The organism is Ruminococcus sp. AF17-22AC, from assembly GCF_003460065.1.
GTDB lineage: Bacteria > Bacillota > Clostridia > Lachnospirales > Lachnospiraceae > Blautia_A.
Window position 1 is genome coordinate 47,622 of the sequence record NZ_QRXT01000001.1, and the last position, 17,611, is coordinate 65,232.

The 17,611-nt window shown below is 46.8% G+C and carries 20 protein-coding genes; all 20 read left to right on the forward strand.

Features of this window, described 5'->3' with window-relative positions; genetic code table 11:
* Positions 1 to 55: 55 nt before the first annotated feature.
* The 20 genes from DWW86_RS00280 to DWW86_RS00375 all read left to right on the forward strand — a co-directional run bounded on the left by DWW86_RS00280 (position 56) and on the right by DWW86_RS00375 (position 17,611).
* Positions 56 to 448 (forward strand): hypothetical protein, encoded by a 393-nt coding sequence (locus DWW86_RS00280; RefSeq protein WP_117941932.1) that lies wholly within the window; start codon positions 56 to 58, stop codon positions 446 to 448.
* Complete coding sequence (locus DWW86_RS00285) at positions 406 to 750, forward strand: hypothetical protein (protein ID WP_117941933.1); 345 nt, start codon at positions 406 to 408, stop codon at positions 748 to 750. Before DWW86_RS00280 ends, DWW86_RS00285 begins: the two co-directional genes overlap by 43 nt.
* A gap of 12 nt (positions 751 to 762) precedes the next feature.
* Entirely contained in the window at positions 763 to 1,176 is a 414-nt protein-coding gene (locus tag DWW86_RS00290) for a hypothetical protein (protein WP_117941934.1), read from the forward strand.
* Positions 1,177 to 1,304: 128 nt separating this feature from the next.
* A complete protein-coding gene (locus DWW86_RS00295; protein ID WP_117941935.1) occupies positions 1,305 to 1,646 on the forward strand; it encodes an HNH endonuclease in 342 nt (113 codons plus the stop codon).
* A 1-nt stretch (position 1,647) separates the two neighbouring features.
* Positions 1,648 to 1,938, forward strand: coding sequence for a hypothetical protein (locus DWW86_RS00300; RefSeq protein WP_117941936.1), 291 nt, complete (start codon positions 1,648 to 1,650; stop codon positions 1,936 to 1,938).
* A 1-nt stretch (position 1,939) separates the two neighbouring features.
* Positions 1,940 to 2,152 (forward strand): hypothetical protein, encoded by a 213-nt coding sequence (locus DWW86_RS00305; protein WP_117684563.1) that lies wholly within the window; start codon positions 1,940 to 1,942, stop codon positions 2,150 to 2,152.
* 95 nt (positions 2,153 to 2,247) lie between these two features.
* Entirely contained in the window at positions 2,248 to 2,565 is a 318-nt protein-coding gene (locus tag DWW86_RS00310) for a P27 family phage terminase small subunit (RefSeq protein ID WP_059085968.1), read from the forward strand.
* Entirely contained in the window at positions 2,543 to 4,240 is a 1,698-nt protein-coding gene (locus tag DWW86_RS00315) for a terminase TerL endonuclease subunit (protein ID WP_243116286.1), read from the forward strand. Before DWW86_RS00310 ends, DWW86_RS00315 begins: the two co-directional genes overlap by 23 nt.
* Positions 4,241 to 4,261: 21 nt before the next feature.
* Complete coding sequence (locus DWW86_RS00320) at positions 4,262 to 5,461, forward strand: phage portal protein (RefSeq protein ID WP_117684558.1); 1,200 nt, start codon at positions 4,262 to 4,264, stop codon at positions 5,459 to 5,461.
* Positions 5,445 to 6,233, forward strand: coding sequence for a head maturation protease, ClpP-related (locus tag DWW86_RS00325; protein WP_059085966.1), 789 nt, complete (start codon positions 5,445 to 5,447; stop codon positions 6,231 to 6,233). The genes DWW86_RS00320 and DWW86_RS00325 overlap by 17 nt, the downstream gene beginning before the upstream one ends.
* Positions 6,234 to 6,245: 12 nt before the next feature.
* Complete coding sequence (locus DWW86_RS00330) at positions 6,246 to 7,706, forward strand: phage major capsid protein (protein ID WP_117941937.1); 1,461 nt, start codon at positions 6,246 to 6,248, stop codon at positions 7,704 to 7,706.
* Positions 7,707 to 7,713: 7 nt separating this feature from the next.
* Positions 7,714 to 8,016, forward strand: coding sequence for a hypothetical protein (locus DWW86_RS00335; RefSeq protein WP_117684553.1), 303 nt, complete (start codon positions 7,714 to 7,716; stop codon positions 8,014 to 8,016).
* Positions 7,997 to 8,425, forward strand: a complete 429-nt coding sequence (locus DWW86_RS00340; protein ID WP_117684551.1) for a hypothetical protein — start codon at positions 7,997 to 7,999, stop codon at positions 8,423 to 8,425. The genes DWW86_RS00335 and DWW86_RS00340 overlap by 20 nt, the downstream gene beginning before the upstream one ends.
* Positions 8,415 to 8,786 carry an HK97 gp10 family phage protein gene (locus DWW86_RS00345; RefSeq protein WP_117941938.1) on the forward strand — a complete coding sequence of 124 codons (372 nt, stop codon included), beginning with the start codon at positions 8,415 to 8,417 and terminating at the stop codon, positions 8,784 to 8,786. The genes DWW86_RS00340 and DWW86_RS00345 overlap by 11 nt, the downstream gene beginning before the upstream one ends.
* Positions 8,783 to 9,109 carry a hypothetical protein gene (locus DWW86_RS00350; RefSeq protein ID WP_117684548.1) on the forward strand — a complete coding sequence of 109 codons (327 nt, stop codon included), beginning with the start codon at positions 8,783 to 8,785 and terminating at the stop codon, positions 9,107 to 9,109. Before DWW86_RS00345 ends, DWW86_RS00350 begins: the two co-directional genes overlap by 4 nt.
* Positions 9,110 to 9,112: 3 nt before the next feature.
* Entirely contained in the window at positions 9,113 to 9,727 is a 615-nt protein-coding gene (locus tag DWW86_RS00355; protein ID WP_117941939.1) for a major tail protein, read from the forward strand.
* Between the two features lie 12 nt (positions 9,728 to 9,739).
* Positions 9,740 to 10,129, forward strand: a complete 390-nt coding sequence (locus tag DWW86_RS00360) for a hypothetical protein (RefSeq protein ID WP_117941940.1) — start codon at positions 9,740 to 9,742, stop codon at positions 10,127 to 10,129.
* 175 nt (positions 10,130 to 10,304) lie between these two features.
* Positions 10,305 to 13,751 carry a phage tail tape measure protein gene (locus DWW86_RS00365; protein ID WP_117941941.1) on the forward strand — a complete coding sequence of 1,149 codons (3,447 nt, stop codon included), beginning with the start codon at positions 10,305 to 10,307 and terminating at the stop codon, positions 13,749 to 13,751.
* Complete coding sequence (locus tag DWW86_RS00370; protein ID WP_117941942.1) at positions 13,751 to 14,500, forward strand: phage tail family protein; 750 nt, start codon at positions 13,751 to 13,753, stop codon at positions 14,498 to 14,500. Before DWW86_RS00365 ends, DWW86_RS00370 begins: the two co-directional genes overlap by 1 nt.
* On the forward strand, positions 14,501 to 17,611 hold the full coding sequence (locus DWW86_RS00375) for a phage tail protein (RefSeq protein ID WP_117941943.1): 3,111 nt from the start codon (positions 14,501 to 14,503) through the stop codon (positions 17,609 to 17,611).

Below are 17,611 nucleotides of genomic sequence, written 5' to 3' on the forward strand. Positions count from 1 at the left end.
GCCACCATTGCTGCCTGTGGTGCGAATGGTGGTGCATATGCGAGGAGGACAAATGATGGAGGATATGATTGCAATAGAGCTGGCCGTTATTATAGTGGCCATGTTCGCGATCGCAGTCGGATTCGATTGCATAAAAGACGGAATGTGCGATATAGGAGCAGTGATTCATGACATCATCACGGCTCCTGTCCGACATTACAGACAGAAAAAGCTCATGGAACAGATGGAACGGGAATGGGAGAATTACCTGGAGAAGAACAGGGCAAAAATGGTCAGGAATTTAATGAAAGAGCAGCAGAGACATTTTTCCACGAGCATCGGAGAAAAGCACACTGTAGAGGAGTGGGGAAAGGCTCTGGAAGAATTTGCGGAGTATCAATGTCAGCAGGATAAGGAGGAAAGAACATGGCAGGATCATATCATGGACAGGTTCATGAGGAGAATCTGAAAAGACTGGAGGAGTTTCATCAGGTATCAAAGAAAAACAGATACAGAAAGTGTCTGGTCACTTGCTCTGAAAAGAATCCAAAGGGCAGGACGAGAAAAGTACAGAGAAAGGCACTGTTTCATAAATGGGATGAAATCAAACAGGTTATAGACGCGTCTCCGATGATCGGAGGACACCCAGGAGGCCAGATAGCGTACACATTGGGAATTGTGGAATTTATGGACGGAACCGTGGGACAGGTATCTCCGGGATATATAAAATTTCTGGATACTGAGGACTTTGCGGGAGATTGTAACGAGTAGGGAGGAATAAAGATGCCAAACGTGCGACCACTGAACAAAAAGAAATATGGGATAAGCAAACACGCATTCGGAACGGCATACTCATATTGTCTGCAATATCCGGAATGGAGAGAGGAGCTGGGCAGCAGGACATCAACCGTCAAGAGTCCTCAGATAACCGGAATGCCAGGGGCGCACAGTGGCAGTGATGCAACAGCCAACCTGGCAGAGCGCAGAGTAGAGTTGCGTGAGAAGATGTATAAAGTTGAGGATACAGTCAGGGATGCGGTAGGGGACAATAAGAGCCTATATGAGTATCTGCTGGAATATGTGACTACGGAGGGAGCAACGTTTCACTGGATGAAGCAGAAAGGGATACCATGCGAGAGGACATATTTCTATGAGGTCAGAAGATATTTCTATTACCTCATGGCAAAGCGGATCTGAAAGTGCGGTACTCACAGGACAACTTTTATGTTATATTGATAAGGTCCAAAAGATGAGAACCAAGATTCTCAGACATTATCCCTCACAAAGGCTCCGGAAAACCCGGAGCTTTTTTCGTTGGAGGAGACATGACACAAGAACAGATTGATTATGTGAAAAAGTGCATCAGAGAGGACATTCACAGATTCTACGTGTGGGGACCGTGGAAGAAAGTACGCAGAGAGGTTCTGCAGATGGATCATGGAGAGTGCCAGAGATGCAAGGCAAAGAAGATATACACGAAAGCTACGACAGTGCATCATGTGAACTATGTCAAGAAACATCCGGACATGGCTCTGGAGATATGGTATGAGTGGAATGGTGTACGAAAGAGGAACCTGGTCAGTCTGTGCCACGACTGCCATGAGGCAGTGCATGGATACAGGAAACCAGAGAAGAAAGAAACTCTGACAGAGGAAAGGTGGGATTGATATGGCAAGGACAAGCGATACAGCAGATTATATGGTTACGCAATGCCAGGCGTGCGGAATGCTGAATGTGATACCGAGAGAGTATCAAGACGGTCGAGTGTGTGCGGATTGTTCCGGAGGGCCATTGATGCCGATGGGATACGCAATACTGCAGGAGAGACCAACGAACAGAATCACGGTGCAGGTAGATGTGGAACGTGGCCAGTTAGACAGATTGATTGATGATGTGGCAGCAGTCAATGACACTGTGGACGGAATCATTCAGAAGATAGGAAAAATAAAAGAGGGATAACATGAAGCAGGAACAGATTATCAAATGCGGAGGACAAAAGATAAAGGTATTCAACTGTGATCCGGAAAAGAATACGCAATGTGACAAAGAGTTCTGTATGCATAATATAAATGCAATAGACGGGCTGTGCAATCACACAACGAATCCGGATTTTGCTCTGGAAATTGGACAGAAAGCACAGAAAAAAGCGTATACCCCCGGTCGAAAAAATTAGCGTTTTAATTTCGACCACGGAGACCGGTGGGTGGCCTCGACAACGCCGAGAAAGTTCGCACATGATAAAAAAATAAAAAATAGGGGGGTGGGAATATGGCGCAAAAAAAATCGGATATATTAGAAAGTTTAATTTCTCAGCTTGAGAAAAAACAGGCTGATATTTCATGTTTTTTGGACCTCATAGATGACTATATGGCCCTCTACGATATCAAGAAAAAGCTAAAAACAGACATAAAAAAGAGAGGAGTATCCTATGAGGCACAATCTGCATCCGGCAAGGCCACCATCATAAAACAAAATCAATCCGTCAAAGATCTGGTGGCCGTAAATAAGCAAATGCTTATGATATTGGACAAGCTGGGTCTGACCACGGAGAAAACCATAAGGGATGACGATGATGACAAACTGTGATCCACGAATAGAAGCCTACATGGAGGCAGTGGAGACAGGAAAAGTGGAGGCGTCCAAAGATGTCAAGGCACTGATGAAACATGTCAGAAAGTGTTTTGAGACGGAGGACATCTATGTGGACCAGCAGCAGCTGACGGACTACCTGGGACTGGCACGATATTTCCCGTATGATGAGGTTTTTCCGTGGCAGCAGTTCGTGATTGGACTGCATGACTGCACGTACTGGCGGGAGAATGGACGGCCAAGGTGGCCGGATCTGTTCTGCCTGATTGGACGAGGTGCGGGAAAAGACGGAACAATAGCGCTGGAATCAACGGCACTGGCATCCGAATACAACGGAATCAGAGAATATGACGTTGATATCTGTGCGAACAATGAGGACCAGGCTCTCCGGCCGGTACAGGATATCGTTGGAGCATTCGAGCAGCCTAAGTGGCTCAAAAAGCTCCAGCGATTTTTTAAGTGGACAAGGGAGAAAGTGGTCTGCAAGAGCACAAGGTCAACGATAAAGGGACATACAAACAATCCGGGCGGAAAAGATGGTCTCCGCTCCGGAATGGTAGTGCTCAATGAGATTCATCAGTATCAAGACTATAAGAATATCAATGTATTTACGACCGGCCTGGGAAAGAAGAAACACCCACGCCGGTCATATTACACTACCCAGGGAGATGTCAGGGAGGGACCACTGGATGATCTGCTGGAGACAGCAGAGGGAATCCTATTCGGAGGAGAACCGGACAACGGACTACTGCCGTTTATCTGCCGGCTGGACAGCAAGGCAGAGGTACACGATGAGAAGAACTGGGAAAAGGCAAACCCATCGTTGAGATACCTACCGGATCTCATGGAGGAGATCCGGAAAGAATACAGAGACTGGTTGAAACGGCCTGAGAAGTTCACGGCATTCATGACCAAGAGAATGAACCTCCCAGACGGTTCCAGCGAGATCAAAGTGTGTGCTTATGAAAGAATCAAAGCCACTAACAGACCTATACCGGTAGATGATCTGGTGGGAAGAATGTGCACCTGTGGCATCGACTTCTCAAAAGTCACTGATATGATTTCTGTCAATCTCCATTTCAGAGACGTGGATACCAGGTATGATCTAAACCATTCCTGGCTCTGCCTGCAGTCAAAAGACTTGCCAAGAATAAAGGCACCATGGAAAGAATGGGCGGATCAGGGACATATCACACTGGTTGATGATGTGGAAATCCACCCGGAGCTGATCGTGGACTATATTGCAACGCAGATGGAATACTATTCGATCAAGAAAATGGCAATAGATGATTTCCGCTATGCTCTGGTGGCCAAGTATCTGCAGAACATTGGTTTTGATGCAAAAGTGTACAAAAACCTAAAACTGGTAAGACCGTCAGACATCATGAAAGTTGCGCCGGTTATAGACAGCTGTTTTGCAAATGACTATTTCGTGTGGGGAGATAACCCAGTGTTGCGCTGGGCAACAAATAACACAAAGATGGTTAGATACGGCCGGAAACCGGGAAAGGAAGATGATGCCGATATTGGAAACTTTGTATATGCAAAGATTGAGGCAAAGTCAAGAAAGACAGACCCTTTCATGGCATTGGCTGCATCTATGACGGTAGAGGATGACCTGCCGTATGCTCAGAGCGTAAGCGCACCGGATCTGGGCGTATTCACATATTAGCGCAGAAAGGAGGAAACAGACATGGGATTGAGTCTCAGAAAGCTATTCAAGGCAAGAGAAAAACCGGAAGAAGATGTGCAAAGAGTATCATCTGTGGAAATTGCAGATCAACAGGTTCGTGATGCAGTAACAGAAATATGTCTGAGAGAGCTGGCGTTCTGGACTTGTGTAGGGAAGATTGCCAACGCTCTGACAAAATGTGAATTTCGCACGTTTTACGAGGGAGAGGAATTGTTCAAAGATGAATATTATCTATGGAACTACGAACCGAACCGCAACCAGAACAAAGCAGAATTTTTATCAAAGGCTATGGAGCAGTTGTTCCGGAACAATGAGCTTTTGATTGTAGAGAGCTATGACGGACAGCTCCTGGTGGCTGATGATTTTTCCGTGACGAAAAATGCACTGTATGGAGACACTTATACCAATGTGCAGGTGGATGATTACACATTTTCGCGGTCATTCCGAAGTTCAGACGTGCTTCACTGGACACTCAACAACAAGAATGTAAACCGGATCATGCAGCACCTGTATGACTCATACAGCAAGCTGATTGATTATTCTGCAAAATCGTATCTCAAAAGCAGAGGCAGCAGGGGAACCCTGAACATTTCGGCAATGGCTCAGAGTGACAAATTGTTCAATGAGAAACTGGAAAAGCTCATGAATGAGTATTTCAAGTCATTCTTTGAAAGCCCAAACGCTGTCCTGCCACTGTTTGAGGGATATTCATACACAGACATTGGCTCAAAGACTTACAGTGAGGGAACCAGTCGTGATATCAAGAGTCAGTATGATGACATCTTTGACTTTACAGCCAGAGGATTCTCCATGCCGCCTACACTGGCCAAGGGAGACGTGCAGGACACCGAGAAAGCAGTGGACGAGATGTTGACGTTTTGCCTGGACCCGCTTGCACAGATGTTCATGCAGGAAATCAACCGCAAGAGGATTGGAAAAAACGGGATACAGAAAGGAACAAAGCTACAGATCGACACCATGAGAGTCAAACATATTGACATGTTCGACATTGCAACATCAGCAGACAAGCTCATCAGCTCCGGAATCTATACAGTGAATATGATTCTGAGAGCACTGGGAGAGATTCCGATAGATGAGGATTGGGCAGACCAGCATTTCATCACGAAAAACTACTCAACTATCCAGGAAATCCTGGAAGAACAGCAGAAAGGAGGTGGGAAGAATGCCAAGACAGGATAAAGTATTTGTATGTTTTCAGAAAGCAGAGGACGATACTCACAAATTATACATCTATGACGATGTGACAGCATACGGCACATTTAACTGGAGCACATGGAGCTATGAGGAATCGGAGACATCTGCAAAGTATTTCCAGGAGCAGCTTGCAGCAATTCCTGATACAGCAACCATTGAGCTGCATATCAACTCAAACGGAGGATCTGTCAAAGAGGGCGTGGCGATCTATAGCCAGCTGAAACAGAAGAACTGCAAAAAGGTTGGATATGTGGATGGAGTTGCCTACAGCGTAGCGTTCCTGATCCTGCAGGCGTGTGATGAGCGCGTTATGGGACTGGGAACATCTGCATTGATTCACAATATGTGGATGAGTGTGGATGGAAATGCCAAAGAACTCAGAAAAGCAGCAGATGATCTGGATACGCTCATGGAGTCAAACAGACAGATTTTTCTGGAAAAATCAAACCTGGAAGAACAGCAGCTCATTGACATGATGGAGGCAGAAACATTCCTAACACCGGAGAAAGCTCTGGAATACGGCCTCATTGACCGGGTAGACAGCTACCAGGCTGATGATAAGGATGTACAGCAGAGACTGATGAGCCGCGTGCAGCAGCTGTCCGGTGTGATTGCACAGCAGAAATCATTTCGGGAACAGTTGGAGTCTATGCGGCAGCAGGGAGGAGAACCAAAACCTCCGGTACCGACTCCAAAACCAGAGCCGGAAGAAAAGAAACTCACAAACCAGTTAGCAAAATTATTCCAAAATATGTAAAGGAGAACTGATATGAAGAATAAAGACGTATTAGCGATGGAAAAGGCCAAGATCGTTGAAAAAATGAATCAGGCCATCAAAGATGACGATGCAAAAGCATTCAGTGAGGCGTTCACTGAGCTGTGCCAGAAGATTGAGGACAATGTTCTGGAGCAGGCCAAAGAGATGCTGGTGGAGCAGGATGCAACAATTCTGGCACAGAGAGGTGTACGCCAGCTGACATCCAAGGAAAAACAGTATTACGAGAAAATCATTGAGGCTATGAGATCCACAGATCCGAAACAGGCTCTCAATGACGTTGAGGTGGTTATGCCGGAAACAATCATTGATTCTGTCTTTGATGAACTCCAGACAAACCACCCGCTCCTGTCCAAGCTGAATGCAACCACAGTGACAGGTCTGACAAGAATGATGATGAATACAAACGGCGAGCAGAAAGCAGCATGGGGCAAGCTGACAGCCAAGATCATCGAGGAGCTGACATCTGGGTTCAAAGAGGTAGATGTAACACAGGAAAAACTGAGCGCATTCCTGCCGGTTTCCAAGGCTATGCTGGATTTAGGACCGACATGGCTGGATACATACGTGCGTCAGGTGCTCTATGAGGCACTGGCAAACGGGCTGGAGTACGGTATTGTACAGGGAACTGGAAAAGATGAGCCAATCGGTATGATGAAACAGGTCGGAGAGGGCGTTGTTGTGACAGGCGGAAAATATCCGGACAAAAACACTATCAAAATGACTGCACTGGACATGGCACAGATGGGAAATGTTACAGCAATCATGGCCAGAAACGACAAAGGACAGGCAAGAACTGTCACAAGCCTCATTTTGTTGGTTAATCCGGTAGATTATTTCCGCAGAGTGCTCCCGGCCACAAGGATGCTGACGCCGGATGGAATCTATGCATCTGTGCTCCCGGTGGACGCTGAAATCATTCAGAGTGCAGCTGTTCCGGAGGGAAAGGCAGTATATGGAATGGCAACCAAGTATTTCCTGGGCGTTGGAATGGCTAAAAATGGAAAAATTGAATATTCTGACGAATACAGATTCCTGGAAGATGAGAGAGTATATCTCATCAAGCTGTATGCTCATGGTTTCGCACTGGATAACAATGCTTTCCAGGTTCTGGATATCAAGGATCTCCAGCCGTTACGTTTTAAGGTTGTAAGCGAGACAGAAAAAGCAAAGACAGATGATGCAACACTGGCAGATTTGAAAGTTGGTGCACTGAAACTGTCTCCGACATTTGCAGCAGGAACCACAGAATACACAGCAACCACACAGAATGCGTCCAACACAATCACAGCGGTACCGGCAAGTTCCACAGCGGAAATTGAGATCACGGTGGGAGATGTGAAAGTGACAAATGGAGCAGCAGCAAACTGGTCCGAGGGTTCCAATACTGTGACTGTAAAAGTGACTGACGGAGCACAGACAAAGAGCTACAAAGTAACAGTGACAAAGGAGTAAATGAATTATGGCAGACGATAAAGACAACAAGCTCCTAAACGAGATCAAAAATTATCTGGAGATAACCTGGGATGATTCCCTGGGAGATGAGAAGATGAGGGGCATGGTCAAAAGAGGAATGGCTGCCATAAGCGGAAAAATAGGGGAGTGCAATTTCTATGAGGAAACTCAGGAAAAAGCGCTCCTTTTTGATTATGTCATGTATGCCAGAGCGGGGGAGATACCTCAATTCTGGCAGAATTACAGAGATGAGATCATTTCTCTGCAGATAGACAGAAAGGTGGACGGATATGCCGCGGATCAGCAGTAAGCATTTTGAAAATTTTGGAGATGGCCTGCTGACGATCTGTGAAGCAGACGAACGGAGTCTGACTAGAACAAAACTGGAGCATATACGTTTTGGAAACAGGACGGTAGGCGTGACCAGATACTGGCAGGCGCAAACGGCCGGAAACCAGGTGGATAAGCTCCTGGCAGTTCCACTGGAGATACTGGATGCGGAGCAGATCGAGGTCAACGATGTGATTATTCTGGAAAATGAGACGGACTGGTTATGGGATAACATGACATTTGACGAGTCAGAGATGAAAGACCGGGCCGGACATTATCAGATTAAGCAGGTACAGCCGAAGTACGACACGAAACCACCGGCGCTGTACCTGTCACTGGAAAAACTGGTGCACCCATTCAAAGACGGGAGGGATTCTGGTGGCGGTTAAAATTGGAGATCTGGCCAAGGCTGTCATGAAAGAGCTGGACGATTATGGCGTTGCGGTTGGCCTGGAGGTTGAAAAAGTATCCAAGGAAGTTGCCGAGGATACGGCCAAAATGCTGAATAAAACATCTCCAAGGCTGACAGGAGACTATGCAGCGTCATGGACTTACGGGACAGGAGAGACCAAACGGACAAAGCATACAATGGTTGTCCATGCGGAAAAACCGGAATACGCTCTGACACATCTCCTGGAAAAAGGCCACCAGAAGCGAAGTGGCGGAAGAACCAAGGCCATAGTGCATATTGCACTTGCAGAGGAGGCAGCAGTAGATGAGCTAGAAAAGGAGCTGAGGACGAGACTATGACAAAAGATCAGATTGAGCAGATGCTGGGAGAAATGGGAATCCCGTTCAGATATCATCATTTCACACAGAAAGAGATGCAGGACATCCCGCTCCCTATTGTTGTATGGCTGACACCGGGAACAGATAATTTTTTCGCAGATGGCAAGACATACAAAAAGATAACGAAACTGGATATTGAACTCTACACAGATGACAAAGACTGGGAGCTGGAGAAAAAGTTGGAGGAAATCCTGGACAAACATGACATTGCCTGGGAGCAGACAGCCTCTGAGTGGCTGGAGTCGGAGAAAATGTGGGAGTCGCTATATGAAATGGAGGTATAGAAAATGACTGGAACAGAGAATAAAGTCAAGTACAACATTAAAAACGTCCATGTGGCCAAGCAGACAGAAAAGACTACAGAGGGAACAACTACATACACGTATGATAATCCGAAAAGTATTCCTGGAGCGGTCAGCATCAGCCTGGACGCACAGGGAGAGATTTCCAAGTTCCACGCAGACGGAATCGCGTACTATGTGACAAGCGCAAACAACGGATATGAGGGAGATCTGGAAATGGCACTCATTCCGAGCTGGTTCCGCGTGGAAATTCTCAATGAAGAACAGGACAAAAATGGCGTCCTTGCGGAAAATGCAAACAAAACAACAAATCCGTTCGCTCTGCTGTTTGAGTTTGATGGAGACGTGAAAGCAATCCGCAGATGCTTATATAACTGCACATGCACAAGACCGTCTATTGCATCCGAGACAAAAGAGGAGACAGTAGACCCTGGAACAGAGACACTGACAATCACAAATAGTCCGAGAAAAGACGGTTTGGTAAAAGTACAGACAGGACCGGACACAGCAGATGGAACATATACAGGTTGGTACAACAAAGTATATGAGCCGGTTGCCGCGACAAGCGAGGTGGCACAGGCAGCTGGAACAAAGAAATAGGAGGGATAGATTATGCTGAGAAAAAAGGTGGAAATTGATGGCAGAGAGGTGGAGTTCAAGGCGTCAGCAGCGGTGCCGAGAATCTACCGGATGAAATTCCGCAGAGATCTTTTCTTGGATTTGCAGAAAATCGCAAAGTCTGTGAAAAAGAAAGGCAAAAAAGAGGATAAGGAGTCAAGCGAGATTCCGATTGAGGACCTGGAAATGTTTGAAAATATCGCGTATATCATGGCACAGCACGCGGATCCGGAGAATGTACCGCCGGATATCATGGACTGGCTGGAACAGTTCAACACATTTTCCATTTATCAGATCCTGCCTGCCATTCTGGAACTCTGGAATATGAATGAGGAGACGAAAAGTCAGGCAAAAAAAAACTTAGACCGAGTAGCCGGGAGTTAAATACTCCACTGTTCCTCCTGAGATGCTGTCAGGTCGGAATCTCTATCCGGGATCTTGATCTGCTAACGGTCGGAATGGTCATGGATATGTTTACTGAGCAACAGAATGATTCATACAAATATCCGAAGATGGCAACACAGGAGGATTTTGACAAGTTCTAAGGAGGTGGAACAGGATGGCGGCAGGCCGGAATATCAAAGGAATAACGATTGAAATCGGCGGAGATACCACAGGCCTGCAGAAAGCCCTAAGCGGTGTAAACGACAAGCTGAAAAATACTCAGGCACAGCTGAAAGACGTGAACACTCTGCTGAAATTAGATCCATCAAATACGGTGCTGGTAGCGCAAAAACAGGAATTACTGAAAAATGCGATAGCAGACACAGCAAGCAAATTGGACACGCTGGAGGCGGCACAGAAAGATGTGACAGCAGCTCTGGAGGCCGGAAAGATTGGCCAGGAGGAGTACATGGCTTTCCAGCGAGAAGTTGAGGCAACCAAGGCAACATTGAGCCGATATCAGTCAGAACTGGACGGATTGAACACCGAACAGGACAGACTGGCTACAAATACCGAACGTCTCAGCAAATTATTTGATGCTCTGGGAGCGGACGTGGATGATTATGCGGACGTCCTGGGCAGTAAGTTGGTAACAGCAATCAAAAACGGATCTGCATCATCAGATCAGTTGAAACTAGCCATTGAAAAGATCGGAAGATCAGCCACAGACGGAAAAGCTGACATCAAACAGATGACAGACGCTCTGGATACGGTAGACGATGGACAGGCAATCAAGAACCTCATCCAGGACTTGAAAGAAGCAGGAACACAGGCAGACAACACATCAGAACAACTGGACGAGATGGGGAAAACCCTCTCAGCAGGGGCATTGATGGAGGCTGCCGATCAGCTTTCTGGACTGGGGGATAAAATAACAGAATTAGGAGACAAAGCAAAGGACGCTTTTCTGGAGACACAAGATGCCACAGTAAAAGCGTCCACTTATTTTGGAGAAACCGGGAAAGCGGCTGAGGAAACAGCCGGAGTCATCAAGGACGTATATGCTGAGGGCGTGGGAGATTCCATGGACTCTGTATCAAACGCGGTCATTACGGTCAAAAAGAACCTGAAAGATCTGGATGAGACTACACTGACACATCTGACAGAGCAGGCAATCACGCTGGATGAGCTGTATGGAATTGACATGAATGAGACTCTCCGAGGTGTCAACAGCCTCATGGAGCAGTACGGACTCACGGCACAGCAGGCCATGGACTATATCGTAAAGGGTACACAGAATGGACTGGATAAGACAAACGAGCTGGGGGATAACCTCTCAGAGTATTCTGGAAAGTTCGCTCAGGCCGGTTATTCCGCTCAGGAGTATTTCCAACTATTGCAGAACGGACTGGACAATGGAGCGTATAACCTGGACAAGGTAAACGATGCCATTAACGAAGTCACGACCAGACTGGTTGATGGAACAATAGCGGATTCCCTGAGCAAAATTGATGAAAAGACCGGGGAGGTACAAGCCGGAACCGGAGGCTGGAGCAAAGAAGTTGAGGATGTATTTAAACAGTGGCAGCAGGGCGGAGCTACACAGAAAGATGTTATTGATGCCATTGTGACAGATATTCAAAACACAGAGAACCAGCAGGACAAACTGAACAAAGCAGCGCTGGCATTCGGTACAATGGCCGAGGACGGCAATGCGAAGTTCATAGAATCGCTCACATCTGTGGGAAACACATATGATGACGTGGCTGGATCAGCAGAGAATATGTTCGACCAGTCCACGACAGACTCCCAGACGTTTGAGGCAAGCATGAGACAGCTGGAGCAGAGCCTGATTCCGTTGGGAGAGGCACTGATGAACCTGGCAAACAATATCATTCCACCGATAGCAGCAGGATTGAAACAGGTGGGAGAGTTTTTCGGAAAACTGCCAGAACCGGTACAGAATTTCGTGGTTATACTGGGGGCTGTGATTGCCGCCTTTACCACTCTAGCCCCTGCCATATTGGCCGTGATAAATATCGTAAGTATTTTAGGCGTGGCAACATTGGGGCCGATTATCGGAATCATTGCCGGTGTAGCTGCAGCAATTACCGCAATCATAGCCATCGTGAAAAACTGGGGCGCTATATCGGAGTGGTTCGGAGATTTATGGGTAAAAGTGAAAGAGAAATGCTCACAAGTGTGGGAATCAATCTGCTCATTTTTTACCGAAACGATACCGCAGGCATGGGACAGTCTGGTGTCAAAATTCCAAAGCATTCCGGAATGGTGGTCAGGAATCTGGCAACAGGTCGGAGATTTCTTTTCTCAGATCTGGCAGTCAATCTGTTCATTCTTTACGGATACAATACCGCAGGCATGGCAGAACGTGGTTTCATGGTTCCAGGGCATCCCGGAATGGTGGTCAGGAATTTGGCAGCAGGTGGCTGATTTCTTCTCAGGAATCTGGCAGTCCATGATGGAAAACCCTGTGCTGTCATCAATCGTAACAACCATACAGGAATTGTGGCAGAATGCAGTCACTACGCTGCAGGGCATCTGGTCCGGTCTGACGGAGATTGCATCAGGAGCCTGGGAGTTGCTGAAAAATACGATACTTGCACCGGTGCTTTTGTTGATCGACCTGGTAACAGGAGATTTCACTCAGTTGGCGTCCGATGCACAAAATATCTGGCAGAATATCCAGGACGCTGCATCACAGATCTGGTCTGGAATACAGCAGGTGGTCACATCATTTGCAGAGGGATTGGTCACTCATGTGGTCACTCTGGTTACAGGATTTATGGACACCCTGTCAAGTTTGTGGGACATGATAAAGCAGACGGCGCTCAATACCTGGGAAAATCTGAAAAATTCTGTGGTTCAAACAGCAACAAATTTGAAAGATTCTGCAATCCAGGCGCTCCAGAACCTGAAAGAATCTGCATACCAGAAGTGGCAGGAAATGAAGCAGAACGCACACGACAGCTGGGAGAATTTAAAGAGCAGTGTGGTTCAAACCGCACAAAATCTGAAAGAGTCAGCGGTGCAGGCGTTCCACAACATGGTTTCCGGAATTGGAAACGCACTGAGCAGCCTGGGATCAACTGTGCAGAACGGATTTTGGTCAGCAATCAGCTTTATCACATCACTGCCAAGCCAGGCGGTACAGTGGGGACGCGATTTCATAGACGGAATAGTTTCCGGAATCCGGAACGCCATTGGCAGAGTCAGAGATGCCGTGTCAGACGTGGCATCTACAATCCGATCATTTCTGCATTTCTCAGTGCCTGATGAGGGACCACTGACAGAGTATGAGTCCTGGATGCCGGACTTTATGCAGGGATTAGCTAAAGGCATCGAAAAGAGTAAATCAGTGGTGGCTGATGCAATCGAGGGCGTGAGCAAAGACATGACCATCAATGCAAACGCAATGATGGATCAGAGCAACGCAAAACAGACAAACGCCATCATGAATATCACATCATTGCTGGCTCAGTATCTGCCATACCTGGCCAAGAGCTTAAACATCGAATGGGATACCGGAGGTGTAGCGGCTAAACTGGCAAGAGATATGGATAGAGAGCTGGGTATCCTGGCAGAGGAGGGAGGATTCCTATAATGGACGCAATTACAAACGGAGCCACGATTGAGATCGTGGCCACCGGCGAAAGATTCCACACTCTGAATGACTGGGGACTGGCAATAGGAAACAATGATTATATTGGAGATGTGGAACAGGAAAACTATTATGTGGACGTGCCTGGAGCGGATGGCTTTCTGGATTTCTCAGAAGCCATCACAGGCCGCCGCATATTCAAAAACCGTCCGATCAGCATCGAGCTGGGCGGTAAGAAACCAAGAGACAACTGGGATATTTTTATTTCAGACCTTAGAAACCTTGTAGAGGGCAGAGAAATCAAGGTCATTTTCGACAATGACTCTGGGTTCTACTGGACAGGCAGAGCATCTATCCAGGGATACGACAGAAACAGGGAGATAGGCACATTCACATTGGCCATTCCGAAAGCTGACCCATACAAGTACAATGTGGCGGATTCTACAGAGGACTGGTTGTGGGATTCGTTTGATTTTGAAACCGGAATCATAGACGAGGGTACAGAAATAACGGTCAAGGCCGGAGAGACAAAGACGTACACAATCGTTCCAGATCAGATGCCGTTCGTTCCGACCATATACGTGAGCGTTCTGGGATCAGCGGGACTCAAAATGACAGCAAATGGGGAAACCTACACACTGATGAAAGGAAAGAACCGTTTTGCGGATATCACAGTCAATACAGAGGACGTGGTGCTCAGTTTCACTGGAACGGGCACACTCACGATCCGGTACAGGAGGGGGTCACTGTAATTGTATAAAGTTAAAATGGACGGTCAGACCCTCTACTATCCAGGAGATAAAGAGGCGGTACTGACCAATCCAACGCTAAACCTGCAGACGGGATATGCGGGAACCTTTGAGTTTTCGGTACCGCCAAACAACCCACTGTATGACAAGATCAAGAACCGGAGCAGCATGGTCAGTGTGTTCCGCGATACAAGAGAAATATTTTACGGAGAGGTCCGGAAACAGCCAAAAGTAGACCGCTACAGAAACAAAAATGTCTATTGCGCCGGCGCAATGAGTTTCCTGGCGGACTCCATACAGCCGCAGGCTGAGTACCATGATATGACACCACGGCAGATGCTGGAGACGTTTCTGGATATTCACAACAACCAGGTAGAGGATAGAAAAAAGATCTATCTGGGAAAAGTGACCATTACAGATGCAAACGATTCCTTATACAGGTACACCAACTTTGAGAACACGCTGAAAGCGATCAGAGAGAAACTGGTGGAGAAACTGGGAGGATATCTGAAACTCCGGCATGAGAATGACAAGCTATATCTGGACTGGATCACGCTGGAAGAATACGGAAAGTATTGCAGCCAGCCGATTGAGTTCGGACTGAATATGCTGGACTACTCACTGAGCAGAACGGCGGAAAATATTGTCACAGCGTTGATTCCACTGGGTGCACGTCTGGAGGGAGAGTCAGAGATTGACGCTCTGGAGAAGTATGTGGACATTACCAGCGTAAACGGTGGATCAAATTACATTTATAACCAGAGCGCGGTGGAAAACTTTGGGTGGGTGTGGATAACTAACACCTGGCAGGACGTAACAGAGCCATCAAACCTGCTCAGAAAAGGAAAAGAGTGGCTGGAGGATAACCAGTTTGAGGATTTAACACTGGAACTGACAGCGGTAGACCTGTCAATGATGGATAGTGACTATGATGCTTTTGAGTGCGGAGATAGGATTCAGTGCAGAGCCAAGCCATACGGCATGAACAGAGTTTTTCCGGTCATGGAGATGCAGATTCCTCTACAGAAACCAGACGGAGCAACACTGACACTGGGAGAGAACAGAAAGCTGACCTATACAGAACAGCAGAGCAGAATCTACTCCGGAGTCACAGCAACAGCCGAGGAACGCCGGAAAATCCAGAATCAGGAAGTCCGGGCGGCCATTGATAACCTGACAGCAAAAATGACAGGAACGGCCGGAGGATATCATCTGGAAGAATTTGACGAAAATGGACTCTGGCTCAGAGAGCTATACATGGACGCTCCGAGCAAAGAAAAGGCCACAAAGATTCTGCAGATAAACAAGGAGGGCATCGGAGGCAGTCACAACGGATATGCAGGACCGTACACAGTGGGAATGACACTGGACGGACAGATTATAGGCGAACGGATCACGGCCAACTCTGTCAGCTCAGAAAAGCTGACGGTTGAGTATAAATCCGAACTGGAGGGGAAATTCTCACAGGCCACAAAGAATGCCAATGATTATACAGACAAGCGGGAAACCGCTGTGAAAGAAATTATCACAACTAGCATCAAGTCGATAGAGGACAAGATACAGCTGGCGGTTACGGATCAGAAAAGCATCACGAACCGGTATGATTATATCAAAGGCGGAGACAACCAGAGTCTGGATGTTTCAAAGTTCACGGCATCAACCAATGCCACAGTGACAAAGAGCACAGCCGGGAATATGAACGCCATCCTGATGACAAAAACAGACGGAAACACAGCATCAATCCAGCAGAGCCTGGGAACATTGCCGGCAGGCACCTATGAGATAGAGGTTAAGGTGTACACACCTACTGGAAAGAAACCAGGCTATTGTTATTTTGGCTTTTCCGGAAATACAATCTCACAGTACTTGTCAACGGTAAACTGTGATAAATGGTATACATTGAAAAGAACTGTTACCTACACAAGCGCCGGCACAAGATCCTTCTATCTTTCCATCACGGGATCATCCGGACAGCAAATCTATCTGACGGATATCCGCATACTGAGAAATGTGAAAGAACTGATTGACGATGTGGACGCAAGAATCACGGTAGAGGCCGGAAAGATCACTCAGCAGGTATCTGAGATGTATGAGAGCAACAGTCATAACTACTGTACAAACGGATCTTTTTCCGATAGCGAAGATAAGTTCACTGGCTGGTACCGGTCTAACAATACACAGGTTACACAGAACACGTTTTCCGGAAAATCATGTGCTCAGATCACGAATACGACAAGCACCTATTATCTACGATGGCATCAGAAACCGTTCGACAAAAAGGGAAAAGTCAGAGTAAGGTTCAAAGCGGCCTGTGCATCAGGGCAGGAGAAAACAGCCAGAATCAGAGTGACAATAGATGGAACGTCACACTATACAAATGCAGGAGACTTGAGCACATCCTGGAAAACATTTGAATTTGAGAATGATGCAACACCGCCATATTTTTATACATATTTCTACAATAACGTGGCCAATACAACGGTATACATCACAGACGTGGAAATCATGGGATATGCGGCGGCCTATACTGAGTCTCAGTTGAAACTGACAGCCAACGATATCACGGCGGAAGTCACAAGAGCGAAAAAAGCAGAGGATACACTGAAAAGCAGTATCCAGGTCAATGCGGATGCTATCAAGCTGAGAGTGTCAAAAGGAAAAATTTCCTCAGAGATCAGTGCAGAGTCTGGCTCTATTTCAATTAAGTCGAACAGAATCAGCATCAGTTCCACAAACTTTACGCTCACGGCATCTGGATATGTAACCATGAAAGGTGCAAGTTGTCAGGGAAGTTTCGAGGCGAAAAATGGAGACTGGTGGATAAAAATGAGCTATGGAGAAATCACTGGAGGATACAGCGGTTCGACCTATGGATACATTGATTTCAACGGAGCTTACAACAACACCAACGAACACACGTTGAGAATCATGGGAAACACTTGCGTGGATATCAAAGGAAAGCTGTGTACAGCTACCAGCTGGAACGCTGGAACAGTATACACGACTTACACCGGAACGCGCAGAAAAATCACGAATATAAGAGACATCGGAAACGGAGCTATAGAATGGTCGTGGACAGATGAAACCTATAGAAATGGATTATTGATGGGATAG

What these genes read in the sequence shown, in the direction of transcription:
- DWW86_RS00280 (WP_117941932.1), top strand. Translation starts at nt 56, where the DNA reads ATGGAGGATATGATTGCAATAGAGCTGGCCGTTATTATAGTGGCCATG.
- DWW86_RS00285 (WP_117941933.1), top strand. Translation starts at nt 406, where the DNA reads ATGGCAGGATCATATCATGGACAGGTTCATGAGGAGAATCTGAAAAGA.
- DWW86_RS00290 (WP_117941934.1), top strand. Translation starts at nt 763, where the DNA reads ATGCCAAACGTGCGACCACTGAACAAAAAGAAATATGGGATAAGCAAA.
- DWW86_RS00295 (WP_117941935.1), top strand. Translation starts at nt 1,305, where the DNA reads ATGACACAAGAACAGATTGATTATGTGAAAAAGTGCATCAGAGAGGAC.
- DWW86_RS00300 (WP_117941936.1), top strand. Translation starts at nt 1,648, where the DNA reads ATGGCAAGGACAAGCGATACAGCAGATTATATGGTTACGCAATGCCAG.
- DWW86_RS00305 (WP_117684563.1), top strand. Translation starts at nt 1,940, where the DNA reads ATGAAGCAGGAACAGATTATCAAATGCGGAGGACAAAAGATAAAGGTA.
- DWW86_RS00310 (WP_059085968.1), top strand. Translation starts at nt 2,248, where the DNA reads ATGGCGCAAAAAAAATCGGATATATTAGAAAGTTTAATTTCTCAGCTT.
- DWW86_RS00315 (WP_243116286.1), top strand. Translation starts at nt 2,543, where the DNA reads ATGACGATGATGACAAACTGTGATCCACGAATAGAAGCCTACATGGAG.
- DWW86_RS00320 (WP_117684558.1), top strand. Translation starts at nt 4,262, where the DNA reads ATGGGATTGAGTCTCAGAAAGCTATTCAAGGCAAGAGAAAAACCGGAA.
- DWW86_RS00325 (WP_059085966.1), top strand. Translation starts at nt 5,445, where the DNA reads ATGCCAAGACAGGATAAAGTATTTGTATGTTTTCAGAAAGCAGAGGAC.
- DWW86_RS00330 (WP_117941937.1), top strand. Translation starts at nt 6,246, where the DNA reads ATGAAGAATAAAGACGTATTAGCGATGGAAAAGGCCAAGATCGTTGAA.
- DWW86_RS00335 (WP_117684553.1), top strand. Translation starts at nt 7,714, where the DNA reads ATGGCAGACGATAAAGACAACAAGCTCCTAAACGAGATCAAAAATTAT.
- DWW86_RS00340 (WP_117684551.1), top strand. Translation starts at nt 7,997, where the DNA reads ATGCCGCGGATCAGCAGTAAGCATTTTGAAAATTTTGGAGATGGCCTG.
- DWW86_RS00350 (WP_117684548.1), top strand. Translation starts at nt 8,783, where the DNA reads ATGACAAAAGATCAGATTGAGCAGATGCTGGGAGAAATGGGAATCCCG.
- DWW86_RS00355 (WP_117941939.1), top strand. Translation starts at nt 9,113, where the DNA reads ATGACTGGAACAGAGAATAAAGTCAAGTACAACATTAAAAACGTCCAT.
- DWW86_RS00360 (WP_117941940.1), top strand. Translation starts at nt 9,740, where the DNA reads ATGCTGAGAAAAAAGGTGGAAATTGATGGCAGAGAGGTGGAGTTCAAG.
- DWW86_RS00365 (WP_117941941.1), top strand. Translation starts at nt 10,305, where the DNA reads ATGGCGGCAGGCCGGAATATCAAAGGAATAACGATTGAAATCGGCGGA.
- DWW86_RS00370 (WP_117941942.1), top strand. Translation starts at nt 13,751, where the DNA reads ATGGACGCAATTACAAACGGAGCCACGATTGAGATCGTGGCCACCGGC.